This window comes from Micromonospora sp. C51, from assembly GCF_018070435.1.
GTDB lineage: Bacteria > Actinomycetota > Actinomycetes > Mycobacteriales > Micromonosporaceae > Micromonospora > Micromonospora sediminimaris.
On the sequence record NZ_JAGPXQ010000019.1, the window covers coordinates 1 to 13609 of the forward strand.

A 13609-nucleotide genomic window follows, 5' to 3' on the forward strand; every position below is an offset into this window, starting at 1 on the left:
GGATGGCGGCGCCGTTGCCGGAGCCTGCGGCGTCGAGGCACATGTCGCCGTAGACGCGTAGCTGCTTGTTTGAGGTGTTGTAGGTCCAGGCCTGGTTGGTCTGCTTGTTGCAGTCGTAGAGCTGGACCCGGGTGCCGTTGTCACGGGACGCATTGGGTACGTCGATGCAGCGGCCGGACTGGCTGCCGACGATCTCGCTGGCGGAGCCGGAGGGCGGCGGCGTCGTGGGGGTGGGGGTGGGAGTGGGACCCGGCGTGGTGGGAGTGGGAGTGGGGCCGGGATCGGCGCTGTTCAACGCGTCCAGGGTGGCCGTGTACGCCTGCTTCTTGTTGCCGTTGTTGTCGAACAGCAGCGGGGTGCCGTACGAGCGCCACGAGTCGCTGTCCCGGATGCCCCAGACGGTGATGCCGTTGCAGCGGGGCACCGCGAGGCAGTCGTTGACCACGTTGCGGTAGGTGTTGGCCTGCGTGGTGCCGGAGCCTTCGATGTCCAGCTCGGTGATCTGCACGTCCACGCCGAGGGCGGCGAAGCTGGACAGCGTGGTGCGGTAGTTGCTGTTGTACGCCGACTGGGCGTTGAAGTGCGACTGGAACCCGACGCAGTCGATCGGCACGCCACGCTGCTTGAAGTCCTGCACCATCCGGTACACGGCCTGGGTCTTGGCCCAGGTCCAGTTGTCGGTGTTGTAGTCGTTGTAGCAGAGCTTGGCCTCCGGGTCGGCGGCCCGGGCGGCCCGGAACGCGGCCTCGATCCAGTCGTTGCCGGTGCGCTGCAGGTTCGAGTCCCGCCGCGCGCCGCTGTTGCCGTCCTCGAACGCCTCGTTCACCACGTCCCACGAGTCGATCTTGCCGCGATAGTAGGACGCGACCCGGGTGACGTGGTTGAGCATCGCGTTACGCAACGCGGTGCCCGACATGTTCTGCATCCAGCCAGGCTGCTGCGAGTGCCAGGCCAGGGTGTGACCCCGGACCTTCCAGCCCCGGGACAGGGCGTGGTTGACGATCCGGTCCGCATTGCCGAACGTGAAGTTGTTCTGCTGCGGCTCGGTCGCGTCGATCTTCATTTCGTTCTCGGGCGTGACGCTGTTGAACTCGCGATTCAAGATCGTCGTGTACGCGCCGTCGCTGAGCTTGTTCGCCGCTACCGCGGCGCCGAAGTACCGGCCGGACTGGCCCGCAGCCGCAGCCAGGGTGGTCTCGGCGGCGTGCGCGAGACTGGGCAGCAACGATACGACGAGGGCCGCAACTATCGCGGCACTTCCGGAGACAGAGAGCGTTCGAAGTCGACGCCCGGAGGGACGGATCCGGGAGATCATGCTGATCCTCCAGTGATGGAATACGAAACTCGGTCGCTGTGTGGTGGCCGACGCCGCTCGGATAGCGGGCGACCACGATGCTGAGCCGCCGGCCGGGGCCGGGACTCGCATCCGACGACCGCCCGGAGGCGAGTCGGCTCTGGTCACCTGACCAGTGAGTGGTGGGTTGCGATGAGTTGGCCAGGTCGGCCGCCGGGGTGGTGGCGGGCGTCGGGGCTAAGGTGGTGATTGTGGTGACCTGGCAGGTGGTGGGGGCCTGGTGTGCTAGGGCGGTGCCTCCAAGGGGGCTGGGCGGCATGTTAGCGATCACATCGATCGATGGCTCTCAGGCTGGCAGATAAATCCATGGTTTTCAACCGGTAGTTTCGGTCGTCGACCGGTAGTTTTTCGGCCGATGATCGGTGCCGAGGGTCTCGGTGCGACCGGCGGCGCCGCATGTTGGTCCGGCTGAGGCCCAGCTTGCAGGCGCGATGAAGGAGACGGCACCGAGACGGTGCCGCCAGCCACGACGCTTCGAAGGGCTGACGGCCACCGCTGGCTCAGGTGCCTTCCGGTCGGGTTCTAGGACTTCCGATGCGACCGGCGGTGGGCGAGGCGGAGCAGGTCGTCGACGCTCCATTGATCATCGGCATGGTGGCCGTACTTGTGAGCGAGAAGGCGGCCATCGGTGTCGATGAGAAAGTCGGCGGGCAGGCCGAGGGCGCTTTCCCCGCGCCCCGGGGTTGCGGCTCTGCCGGTGGCCACCCCGCGTAGGCCCGCGATCCAGGTTCGTGGGTGCAGCACGGCCCAGGGGGAGGTGTCGACGCCGAAGCGGACGTAGAGGCGACGATTCGGATCGGCGACGGTGGCGAACGGCAGGTCGCCCTGGTACGGCTGCATGGCGGCGGTGGTGGAGTGGAAGACGGCGACCTCGCGTATCCCGGCGGCGACGATTTCGTCGTGTCGTCGGGTGATGGAACGCAGGTGCAGGTTGCAGATGGGGCAGCCGGCGAAGCGGCGGAACTGCAGGTGGACCAGGCGGTCTGGGTCGGGAATCTGGAGCGGTTGCCCGGTTATGGTGGTGAGGTCGAGTCGGGTGAGGAACTGTCCGTTGTGGAATTTTCCCATGACGACGGTGTCGTCTCCTTCGTCGCTTACGCGGGTTGAGCGAGGCGGGGCCAGGGGTAACCGGCGGCCTCGGCTTCGCTGAGGGATGCGCGGACGGCGTCCCGCCAGTCCTCGCGCGGGGTGTAGCCGAGTGTGCGAGCGGCGTGGTCGGAGGGGCAGTCCCAGTCCTCCGAAACGTGCACGAGAGAACGGGTCAGGAAGGGTTCGGAGCCGGGCAGGACGGGGTGCAACTTCTCCATCAGCCAGGCGAAGGCGTAACCGGCGGTGTACGGGACGCTGAACCAGGGGCGCGGGGAGTCGGTCTCGTCGGCGATGAACTCGATGACTTCGCGGGCGGTGGGCGAGGTCGGGCCGCAGATGTTGAACGATTCATAGTCGTCGAGCCCGTCGACGGTCGCGGCCAGCGCGAACGCCTCCCCCAGGTCGTTGCCGCCCACGAGTGCGAGTCGGGCGCGTCCCCCGGCGAGCCAGGGCACGAGGCGGGTGCGTAGCCGGGGTACGAGAGCCGGCACCATACCGAGGGCGTTGCCGGCACCGACGAAGTGCCCGAGGCGCATCGTGACCATTTGGGTGCCGCGATCGCTGCGACGACGCATGTAGTCGTCGAGGTCGATGAGCCGGTCGAGGTGGGGCCAGAAGCCGGTGCGGCGGGTCGGGGCGAAATCGTCGATCGGGCCGCCGTCGGCGGGGCGCGCGGCCATCGCGATCGTGCTGGTCTGGACGAAGCGGCGGACGCCCCGGTCGATCGCCTGGTCGATGAGGTCCCGATTGGGCTCGAAGAACTGGCGGCGCTCCAACTCGGCGTGACCCCAGAAGGCGCCCCAGGTGCCGGCGTGGCAGACGACGTCCACGGCGTCGACGACCGCCTTGCGGTATTCGGGGTCGCGCAGGTCGCCGACCCGGGTTTCGCCGGAGAAGGTTGCGGGAAGCCGGTCGGGCTCGCGGCAGGCGGCGATGAGGGCGACATCGGGTCGCGTGGCCAGCGCGTCGAGGATGTTGCGGCCGAGGAATCCGGTGGCACCGGTGACCAGGACTCTCGTGCTGCGCGGTTGTTGGCTCATGCCGTCGCCTCGGTCGGGCGGCCGGCGGACATCGGTCGGATCGGCAGGGCGATGTCCATTCGGACCGGTGCCAGGGCGCTTCGGCCCGTTGACCTTGACGAGGACCGGGCCGGTGCCAGGACGCCGGTCGGGTCGGGCTTTGGGACAGTCACGGTTGCTCCTTGCGGTAGCCGAGGGGATTACAGGGTTTCGATCCAGGCGGTAAGCCTGGAGGTCTCCCGGTTGACGTAGTCGGGGTCGCCGAGGCTGTGGGCGATCAGCGACACGCCCTGCAGTGCGGACAGCAGGTGCAGGGCCAGGTCGGCCGCGTCGGCGTCCCGACCGAGCTCGCGGAACTGCTCTTCCAGCCAGCCCAGCAACTCGCTGAAGATGGCGCCGGTCTGCTCGGCCAGGGGGCCGCCGACCTTGTTCAGCTCGGCGCAGAGGGTGCCGACCGGGCAGCCGCTGCGGGCCAGCGCCGCGCGGTTGTCGACCGTCATCTGCACGAACGCCACCAGTCGTGACCGCGCGTCACCGCTCTGGGCCCACTGCCTACGCAGCGTGGCGTAATGCCCAGCGTGTTGGGCGACGAGAGCTTCGCCGATGGCGTCCTTGGTCTTGAAGTAGTAGTAGACGTTGCCCAGCGGCACCTCGGCCGCGCCGGCGATGTCCGCCAGCGTGGTGCGGGCGAATCCCTGCTCATGCACGAGCCGGACAGCGGCGTCGATCAGCCGGCTGCGTTTGTCGGGTTGGCGGTTCACCACCCTCTCCCTTCACTCAGTCAGTTAGCTAACTTACTGAGCAAAGGGGGAGACGGTCAAGCGTCTGTCGGGTCAGGACGGCGCGATCACCGTGCCGTCGTCGTCGCGTACGGCGATCGCCTCGACCGGGCATGACTCCGCAGCGTCGATCACCGCTTCGGTCGGCTCGACGGTGGTCGAGCACGGGGTGGCCAGTCCCGACTCCATCCGGAAGTGGGCCGGTGCCATGCCGACGCAGCTGCCCGAACCGATGCAGCGATCGGTGTCGACCTGGATCCGCCAGCCGGTGCTCACCAGGCCACCGGCATCCGGGCCAGACCTCGGACGATCATCCCGCTCTTCCAGGTCAGCTCCGACTCGGGCACGGCGAACCGCAACTCGGGCAACCGGGCGACCAGGGTGCCGATCCCGACCTGTAGCTCCATCCGGGCGAGCTGAGCGCCCAGGCAGTGGTGGACACCGTGCCCGAAGCCGATGTGCGGGTTGGTCGCGCGGCCGAGATCGAGTCGATCGGGCTCGGCGAACACGGTCTCGTCCCGGTTCGCCGAGGAGAGGGAGCCGATCACCGGATCCCCGGCCCGCACCAGCACCCCGCCGACCTCGACGTCCTCGGTGGCGTACCGGGCGAACGCGGACGCCACCCCGAGCGGGACGTACCGCATCAGCTCCTCGATCGCGGTCGGTACCCGGGCCGGCTCGGCCCGCAGCCAAGCCAGCTGCTCCGGGTGGGTGAGCAGGACGTACGCAAAGTTGGGCAGTTGCGTGACGGTGGTCTCGTGGCCGGCGGCGAGCAGCCCGGCGGCAAGCTGCACGACCTCCTGCTCGGTGAACCGGTCCTGGTGCTCGTCGCGCGCCCGCACCATCGCGCAGATCAGGTCGTCGGTGGGCTCCCGGCGACGTTGCTGGACGAGTTCGCCGATGTAGCCGTACAGGTTGTCGAGGTAGTCGTGAATCTGTTCGGGCGACAGCGAGGTGGTCGAGACGATCGCCTCCGACCAGACGTGGAACAGGTGCCGGTCGGCGAACGGCACCCCGAGCAGCTCGCAGATCACCTGGATCGGCAGCGGAGTGGCGAAGTGCTCGACCAGATCGGCCGGTGGCCCGGCCGTCACCATGGCATCGATCAGTTCGTCGGCGATCTGTCGGGTCCGGGGCCGGAGCTGCTCGACCCGACGCGCGGTGAAAGCCTTGGCGACCAGTCGCCGTAGCCGGGTGTGCTCCGGCGGATCCATGGACAGGATGCCGCCCTCGATCTGTCTCGGGGTGAGCCGCGGCTCGTCCCGGCCGACGCTGGCCGCCCGACTGAACCTTGCGTCACCGAGGACCATCCGCACGTCGGCGTACCGGGTGGCGAGCCAGGCCGCCTCGCCGAACGGCAGGCGCACCCGGGTGAGCGGCTCGACCCGCCGCAACTCGGCGTAGAGGGGGTCGAGGTTGAGTCGGTCGGGAGCGCTGAACGGGTACGGCCGGGCGGTGACCCCGGTTACGTCTGGCATTGGTCAACCCCCGAAGCAGCCCGAACCACCCGCAAACCAGGCGGATGATCGACTAATTGTGACGTGTCGATGGCTGATAGTAGTGGAGTGTGTGGATCCGTACCAGTGCGCGGCCTCGGAAGGTCAGTCGACCGGCGCCGTCCACCCAGCCTCGCCGGCCTGCCGGGTGCCCACTAGCCTGCCTGTGCATGGAGGCCGACGAGCGCCTTGAACTGGCCGTCGATCCGGCCCGGCCGACCGGGCGCACGCTGCTGGCCGGCGGCGTCGAGCAGTCGTACGTGGATGTCGTCGATCCCACGTACCTGCACTTCGAGTACGTCCGCCGGATGGCCGCCGTGATCGATCTCGCCGCGCCGGCCGGTGATCCACTGGACGTGCTGCATCTCGGCGGCGGTGCGCTGACGCTGCCGCGCTATGTCGCCGCAACTCGGCCCGGCTCGGCGCAACTGGTGGTGGAGCGGGACCCTGCGGTGGTCGAGCTGGTGGCACGCGCCCTGCCGCCGCGACCGGTCGGTGTCGAGCTCCACGTCGCAGACGCCCAGGAGGCGGTTGCCGCTGCGCCCGCCGGGGCGTACGACCTGGTGCTCGCCGACATCTACCGGGCGGCCCGGATGCCGCCGCACGTGGCCACCGTGGCCTTCGCCGCCCAGGTGGCCCGGGTGCTGCGGCCGGACGGCATCTACCTGCTCAATGTCACCGACCTGCCGCCTCTGGTCTTCACCCGGGTACAGGCGGCCACCCTGCGGTCGGTCTTCGCCGACGTCTGCGTGGTCGCCGACCGGCGGATGTTGCGCGGCCGGCGGTACGGCAACGTGGTGCTCGCCGCGGCGGCGCGCCCGCGCCGACTGCCCGTTGCGCGCCTGGTGGTACGGGCGCTGCGCGACCCGCTACCCGGCGGCGTGCTGCACGGGCCGGCCCTCGACACGTTCGTCGCCGGCGCCCGGCCGTATTCCGACACCGAGCCTTGATCCGCGATCTTGGTCCCGCCGTCGGCACCGGCCACTGCCGGCCGGTTTCACCCTCGCCTGGCGGGTATTCAGGCGCACCGTCGAGGCCGGCGGTGGACGTCGTCACGGAGTGAGGGAGCGCAGCGTCATGCCCGATTCTCAGCCCACTGTCGTCCTCGTGCACGGCGCGTTCGCCGAGTCGGCGAGTTGGAACGGCGTGATCGAGCGGCTCGGCGCTGGCTACGACGTGGTGGCCGCCGCCAACCCGCTGCGGGGTGTCGCGGGCGACGCCGCGTACGTGCGAGACGTGATACGGGGGATCGGCGGGCCCGTCATCCTCGTCGGCCACTCGTACGGCGGGATGGTGATCACGCAGGCTGCCGCTGACGAGGGATCGGTGCGCGCCCTCGTGTACGTCAACGCCTTCGCTCCGGAAACCGGTGAGTCGGCCCTGTCGCTGTCCGGCAAGTTCCCGGGCAGCACGCTCGCCGGCACGCTGGTGCAGTACCCGGTGTCGACCGGCGGTAACGAGGTGGCGATCGGCCAGGATGCCTACCACGCACAGTTCGCCGCGGATGTGCCGCCCGACCTTGCCGCGCTCATGGCCCGGACCCAGCGGCCGATCACCGAGCAGGCCCTGGGCGACGGGCTCTCCGGAGCCCCCGCCTGGCGATCGCTGCCCAGCTGGTTCATCTTCGGGGACGCCGACCGGAACATCCCGGTCGCCGCGCACCGATTCATGGCCGAGCGGGCCGAACCGCGGGGCCAGCGGGAGATCGTCGGCGGCTCGCACGCGATGGCGGTGTCCCAGCCGAGCGAGATCGCCGAGACGATAATCGAGGCGGTCCGCGGGTCGTGAGTGAGCCATGAACCGGTGGTCTCGGGCAGCTTCGCTCCGGTTACGTCCTGCACGGAGGTCACCGTAGCGACGGGCCGTTGCCCGATGCCTTATGCGCCAGATGTGCGGGGATTGTGCGGGCGCCGCCGTATGGTTCGGCGGTCCGGATTTCCTATCCGAGTGCCCGCCTGCGGCGCACCATCTGGAGGATCTGTCCCTCATGCCCAAATCCATCGCGGCTGCCGCGACGGCGTTGACCGTTCTCGCGACCGGCCTCGCCGTGGCCGGAGTCGTCGGGTCAGCCCGGCCGGCGAACGCGGCGCTCAGTGACGTCCCGGCGGACTGCAGTGCCTTCACTGCGGCGTACCGCTCCGACGGGCAGCGCCTCAGCTACGGCTATGTCGGGGGCGAGACCAGCACCAAGGCCTACACCGACGACGTTCTCGGCTGGGTGCCGTCGGCGCATCAGCAGCTCGGCGCCGCCGGTGACGACACCATCTTCCGCAGCAGCGAGTACGCCGTCCACCCGACCGACGGCTGGCTCTACCTGGTGCGACGCCAGGGCGAGCTGATCGACGGCGAGTGGCGGATCACGGCGAAGAGCGCCACCCGCTTCAAGAGCGGGTTCGCCGACACCCGCATCCTCGCGTCCGCGTCACCGTATCTCTACCGGGTGGCGGGCACGTCGCTCTACCGCTACACCGAGAGCTACGTGGACGATGAGTTCACCCTCTCGGCACCGGTGAAGCTCGCCAGCACCGGCTGGAACACCGTAAACACCCTGGTCTACGAGCGCAGCGGGGGCACGGGCAACGCTGCGGTGGACGTCCTGATCGGCACCAAGAACAACGGACAGCTGAAGGAGTGGCGTGTCAACCGGGCCACCCCGACGACGATCACCTCGAAGGTGCTCCGGTCGGTTGGTTGGGCGCCCTTCACCAGCCTCAGCACGGGCTACTGTGCGGAGCACCCCAACGGTCGGCCGCTGCTCGGGATCAAGGCCAACGGGTCGGTCTCTGTGCACTTCGACGCCAACAAGACCGACAGCGACGGCACGGACATCAAGGGCGGTCCGATCGGTTCGCTGGGCTGGACCGAGAAGGCTTACGGCCAGTGACGGGGTAGCACTTCCCGGAGTCCGTCCGAGGCGCGGCTGCGCTCGGGCGGACTCGTCCGGAGCCTGGTGCCGATGATCCTGGCTCGGGTGACTACCGGGCATGGCCGCGGGTACCCAGCGCCCATGGCGCGGTACACGAAGCCCGAGCTGCGCGAACAGCTCAAGGAAGAGATCAAGGCGTCCGACCGGGGCGGCAGACCGGGGCAGTGGTCGGCGCGCAAGTCACAGCTGCTCACCAAGGAGTACCAGAAGCGCGGCGGCGGCTATCAGGGCCCGAAGGACGAGCGGCAGAAGTCCCTGCAGCAGTGGGGCGACCAGAAGTGGCGGACCAGGCAGGGCGGCACGCGAGCGCGACACGACGGCGAAACCGACCGTTACCTGCCTGACCAGGCTTGGAACCAACTCTCCGCGGAGCAGCGACGCGCGACTGACGTGAAGAAGCGGAAGGCGTCGAAGTCCGGCAAGCAGTACGTCGCGAACACCGGCCCGGCCAAGCGCGCGCGCCGAAGCGCCGCGTCGTCCGTGTCGCTCACCGATCTGCCGGTCGCCGAGGCGACCCGACACGTTCGCGACCTCGACACCGGTCAGCTCAGGGCGGCGCTACGCGAAGAACGCGCAGGCAAGGGCCGCAAGACGCTCATCCAACGCCTACAGTCGGCCCTCGACCGGCGCTGACCGGTGCCAGCGGGCGGGCGGAGCGGTTCGGATCCGTACCGGGACGTCGCGGACGCCGGAGGCGGTACTGTCGATGTCGGCGGGCATTCGTCCGTGACCGGGACGCCGCAGTCAGGCTCGTAACGAACGTCGGACTTCACGACGTCGCCCCTCCGGTTCATCTCGCGCGGTAAACGCGCTCCGCTCCCCAAGAAGGATTTGCATGGCATCGAAGGACAAGCCCGGTTCGGCGCTGTTTCTCGCCGCACCCACCCTCGACGGATCCGACGATTCGGGCACCCGTGTCGACGGCAGTGAAGAAGCGATGCGGCGGCTCCGCCACCCGTTCGCCGTAGGCTCGCCCGCGGTACCGGGGCGTACGGAAACCTCGGGCGAGCGCCCGGAGTAGCGCCGCCGATGGCATAGCGGGCATCACCGCGGGTACGCGCGGGGTGTGGCTGTGATCAGCGACTACGCGCTGCTCGGCGACTGTCAGGGCAGCGCATTGGTCTCCTCGGACGGGTCCGTGGACTGGTGGTGTCCGTCCAGATTCGACGCGCCGAGTGTTTTCGCGCGTCTGCTCGGCGCTACCGGTGGCCACTGGTCGATCCGGCCGGTCGGACCGTACACGACCGTCCGGCAGTACCTGGACGGGACGATGGTGCTCCGTACGGAGTTCCACACCCAGGACGGTGTCCTGCGTCTGACGGATGCCCTCGGTCTCGGCTTCGGTGAACGGGGTCACGGGATCGGCTTCGCGTCGCCGCACGTCCTGCTGCGGCAACTCGAGACAGTCTCCGGCACGGTGGAGGCGGTGATCGAGGTCGCGGCCCGGCCGGAGTACGGGCTGACAAGTCCCTCGATCGCCGAGGTGCCGGCGGGGATCGAGATATCCGGGGGAGCCGACCGGCTGGTGCTGACCTGCGATCGTGATCTGGTCATCGACGGGCCAGTGGTGACCGGACGATTCACGCTGGCCGAGGGGGACAGCGCGCTGCTCGCGCTGCACCACCGCCGCGCCGCCGACCAGCAGATCGTGCCGCTGGACGGCCGTGTCGCCCTACGCGACACCATCGAGGCCTGGCAGTCGTGGGATCGCATCCACCAGGGCTATCAGGGTCCCTACCGCGAGCAGGTCCGGCGTAGCGCCCTGGTGTTGCAGGCGTTGACCTACCAGCCGACCGGTGCCGTGGTCGCCGCGGCCACCACCTCGCTGCCGGAGGAGGTCGGCGGCGCGTCGAACTGGGACTACCGGTTCGCCTGGCTACGCGACGGCAGCTTCACGCTCAAGGCGCTGTGGGTCGCCGCCTGTCCCGACGAGGCGCGCAGGTTCTTCGACTGGATGGCCGCGTCGATGGGGTCGGTCAGCGGGGACGACCACGTACCGATCATGTTCGGCGCGGCCGGCGAGCGTGATCTGACCGAGCACACTCTGGAACACCTGGCGGGCCACCGCGGCAGCCGGCCGGTGCGGATCGGCAACGACGCCTGGCAGCAGAAGCAGCTCGACGTCCTCGGCGAGGTGCTGGAATGTGCGTGGGTCCTGCGGGACCAGATCGCGGACCTGTCGCCCGCTGCCGCGGACCTGCTTCGATCACTCGCCGACCGGGCCGCCGACACCTGGCGCCAGCCGGATGCCGGCATCTGGGAAGGGCGCGAGGGCGAGCGGCACTACCTGACTTCGAAGCTGGCGTGCTGGGTGGCCCTGGACCGGGCCGTCAAGCTGGCGCGGGATCTCAACGCCGAGGCGGCGGTCCCCCGGTGGTCGAAGGCGAGGGAGGAGGTACGCGCGGCAATCCTCGACGAGGGTTGGCACGCGGCGAGCGGGGCGTTCACCGGCGCGTTCGGGTCCGACCACCTCGATGCCAGCGTGCTCGGCATGCCGATCCTAGGGTTCCTGCCCGGCGACGACGAGCGGGTCCTCGCCACGGTGCGGGCCATCGAACGCGACCTGACCCGGGACGGTCTTGTGCAGCGCTGGACGGGAGCGGGAGATGAGGGTGCCTTCATCGTCTGCTCGTACTGGTTGGTCGAGGCGTTGGCGCTGGCCGGACGGATCGACGCGGCCCGGCAGATCTTCGACAGCGTGACCGCCCGGGCGAACGATCTCGGCCTGCTGTCGGAGGAGATCGACGGCAGCGACGGTAGCCAGATCGGGAACTTCCCCCAGGCGTTGTCCCACATCGGTCTGATCAACGCCGCCTGGGTCATCGACCAGGTGGAGACCGGGATCGCACGGTAGGAACGCACCGCGGCCGGACGCCGGCACGGATCACCGTTCGCCGGCTGCCAACGCGGATCGGTTAGGGCCGGGGCAGGCGGGTAAGCCGCGACCGGCAGCGAGGAAGGGAGTTCTGATGACCGGACGGCTGGCGGGCAGGACCGCTTTGATCACCGGCTCGGACTCGGGAATCGGACAAGCCACCGCAATCGAGTTCGGCCGCGAGGGTGCCGACGTCGTGGTGCACTACCTGCACGATCATGCGGGCGCGAACCACACGAAGGCCGAGATCGAGAAGGCCGGTCGGCGGGCCGTCGTGGTCCAGGGCGACATCAGCGTCGAGCATCAGGTCGAGGCGATGTTCGACGAGGCCCTCGCGGAGTTCGACCGGCTGGACATCCTGATGAACGACGCGGGCGTGGACGCCTCCGGTATCCCGGTTGCCGACCTGGACACCGAGACCTGGGACCGGGCGATCCGGACCAACCTGTACGGGATGTTCTTCTGCTGTCGACGGTTCATTCGGCACCGTCGCGACCAGGGCGGACACGGCAAGATAATCAACATCACCTCGGTACACCAGGAGGTGGCCCGGGCCGGCGGCTCCGACTATGACGCTTCCAAGGGCGGCATGCTCGAGCTGGCCAAGAGCATCGCCCTGGAGGTCGCTCCGATGCACATGAACGTCAACAACATCGGGCCGGGCATGGTGCTCACCCCGTTCAACCAGCAAGCCATCGACGATCCGAAGTTCCTGGAGGAACAGGTGCAGTCGATCCCGTGGAAGCGGGCCGCGCAGCCGGAGGAGATCGCCAAGCTCGCCGTCTTTCTGGCCAGCGACGACGCCGACTACGTGACCGGGTCGACGTACTTCATGGACGGCGGCCTGATGCAGAACCAGGGGCAGGGCGCGTAGCCGTCACGGCCGGTTCACCCGGCGGCCGAGGAGCTGATGAGCCAGGGGCTGATGCAGGCTGTTGAGGTGAACGCTCAGGAGCCCGCCGACGAGGTCCGAATTCCCCGGGCCCAGATCGGTTCCAGTCCGCAACATCTGCTGACCACCCTGCTCGGCGAGTATCTCGACTCCTCGGATGCCGATCTGCCGTCGACGGCGGTCATCGCGATTCTGCGTGAGTTCGGGGTGAGCGAGTCCAGTGCCCGGGCGGCGCTGTCCCGGTTGGTCAAGCGTGGTCTCATCGCGACGCGGGGCAACGGGAGACCACCGGTCTATCACCTCACCTCGCAGGCGATCGCCAAGCATCGCTCACGGATGCAGCACTTCCTGAACTTCGGTGCCCAGCCGCCGCAGTGGACCGGCGAATGGGTTCTGGTCTCCTTCTCGATTCCAAGCTCCGGCCAGGCGGCTCGGCACGCGGTGCGCAGGTCGCTGAGCACACTACGGTTCGTGGGCCTGTACGACAGCGTGTGGATCCGGCCGGGACGCGAGGCCGCGCCGGCGCGGGAGGCGCTCGGTGAAGTGCTGCACTCCGTCGAGGGCGCCCGGTGGTCGATCATGCACGTACGCTTCGACGAGGAGTCAGGGCCCCACGGCCCGGCCTCCGCGTACGACCTGACCGCACTCGCCGCTGCCTACACGGCTTTCATCGAGCAGTACGCGGAGCTGCGAACAGCCGTCCGTGACGGTGAGGTGGACGCCGCCCGGGCGCTGGTCGCCCGAACTTCCGCCATGGACTCGTGGCGGAAGTTCCCGGACATCGATCCGGATCTGCCGCACCATCTGCTGCCCCGGTCCTGGCCTCGCCAGCAGGCCAGAGACACGTTTCTCGACATCCACTGCGCGCTCGGGGCGCTCGCCCAGGCGCGTCTGGTCCAGGTGGCGACGCCGTACTGGCCGGACGCCGCCTCGTGGATCACCCACTTCCAGGCCTCGCGTGACCCCACCCGGCCGGAGCCGACGCGCGGAAGTACGGCAACCCATCCCCCGCGGGCCGGTTGCGACCCGGGCCCGGGTGGCGGGGCCGTACATTGACACTTTTCGTTGCGGGAGTGATAGTAACTGCACACAGCTCCCATCGGATTGCCTGTGGGGACCGCGGCCGGGCGGTCCGCGCGCGCATCGACCTGACCCGTGGCCAGCGCTGGTCACCGGGGT

The 13609-nt window shown here is 69.1% G+C and carries 14 protein-coding genes; 8 read left to right on the top strand and 6 right to left on the bottom strand.

Features of this window, described 5'->3' with window-relative positions; genetic code table 11:
* From KBX50_RS19160 to KBX50_RS19185, 6 genes are all read right to left on the bottom strand, one after another.
* The coding region (locus KBX50_RS19160; RefSeq protein ID WP_247674020.1) for an endo-1,4-beta-xylanase at positions 1-1315 on the bottom strand (1315 nt) is incomplete at its 3' end.
* 561 nt (positions 1316-1876) lie between these two features.
* Positions 1877-2422 carry a peroxiredoxin-like family protein gene (locus KBX50_RS19165; protein ID WP_210938541.1) on the bottom strand — a complete coding sequence of 182 codons (546 nt, stop codon included), beginning with the start codon at positions 2420-2422 and terminating at the stop codon, positions 1877-1879.
* Between the two features lie 26 nt (positions 2423-2448).
* A complete protein-coding gene (locus KBX50_RS19170; protein WP_210938542.1) occupies positions 2449-3483 on the bottom strand; it encodes an NAD(P)-dependent oxidoreductase in 1035 nt (344 codons plus the stop codon).
* A gap of 179 nt (positions 3484-3662) precedes the next feature.
* Positions 3663-4223 carry a TetR/AcrR family transcriptional regulator gene (locus KBX50_RS19175; RefSeq protein WP_210938544.1) on the bottom strand — a complete coding sequence of 187 codons (561 nt, stop codon included), beginning with the start codon at positions 4221-4223 and terminating at the stop codon, positions 3663-3665.
* A 72-nt stretch (positions 4224-4295) separates the two neighbouring features.
* Positions 4296-4517, bottom strand: coding sequence for a ferredoxin (locus tag KBX50_RS19180; protein ID WP_210938546.1), 222 nt, complete (start codon positions 4515-4517; stop codon positions 4296-4298).
* Positions 4514-5719, bottom strand: coding sequence for a cytochrome P450 (locus KBX50_RS19185; protein ID WP_210938548.1), 1206 nt, complete (start codon positions 5717-5719; stop codon positions 4514-4516). Before KBX50_RS19185 ends, KBX50_RS19180 begins: the two co-directional genes overlap by 4 nt.
* 188 nt (positions 5720-5907) lie before the next feature.
* Here KBX50_RS19185 and KBX50_RS19190 point away from each other — a divergent pair, with 188 nt between their 5' ends.
* The 8 genes from KBX50_RS19190 to KBX50_RS19225 all read left to right on the top strand — a co-directional run bounded on the left by KBX50_RS19190 (position 5908) and on the right by KBX50_RS19225 (position 13486).
* Positions 5908-6687 (top strand): spermidine synthase, encoded by a 780-nt coding sequence (locus KBX50_RS19190; protein ID WP_210938550.1) that lies wholly within the window; start codon positions 5908-5910, stop codon positions 6685-6687.
* Positions 6688-6814: 127 nt separating this feature from the next.
* A complete protein-coding gene (locus KBX50_RS19195) occupies positions 6815-7525 on the top strand; it encodes an alpha/beta fold hydrolase (RefSeq protein WP_210938552.1) in 711 nt (236 codons plus the stop codon).
* Between the two features lie 199 nt (positions 7526-7724).
* Positions 7725-8621 (top strand): hypothetical protein, encoded by an 897-nt coding sequence (locus tag KBX50_RS19200; RefSeq protein ID WP_210938554.1) that lies wholly within the window; start codon positions 7725-7727, stop codon positions 8619-8621.
* 123 nt (positions 8622-8744) lie between these two features.
* Entirely contained in the window at positions 8745-9296 is a 552-nt protein-coding gene (locus tag KBX50_RS19205) for a hypothetical protein (RefSeq protein ID WP_210938556.1), read from the top strand.
* A 202-nt stretch (positions 9297-9498) separates the two neighbouring features.
* Positions 9499-9684, top strand: a complete 186-nt coding sequence (locus KBX50_RS19210) for a hypothetical protein (protein WP_210938558.1) — start codon at positions 9499-9501, stop codon at positions 9682-9684.
* Positions 9685-9729: 45 nt separating this feature from the next.
* On the top strand, positions 9730-11517 hold the full coding sequence (locus KBX50_RS19215) for a glycoside hydrolase family 15 protein (RefSeq protein ID WP_210938560.1): 1788 nt from the start codon (positions 9730-9732) through the stop codon (positions 11515-11517).
* Between the two features lie 115 nt (positions 11518-11632).
* A complete protein-coding gene (locus tag KBX50_RS19220; protein WP_093411377.1) occupies positions 11633-12412 on the top strand; it encodes an SDR family oxidoreductase in 780 nt (259 codons plus the stop codon).
* A 36-nt stretch (positions 12413-12448) separates the two neighbouring features.
* Entirely contained in the window at positions 12449-13486 is a 1038-nt protein-coding gene (locus KBX50_RS19225) for a PaaX family transcriptional regulator C-terminal domain-containing protein (RefSeq protein WP_247674021.1), read from the top strand.
* Positions 13487-13609: the final 123 nt, after the last annotated feature.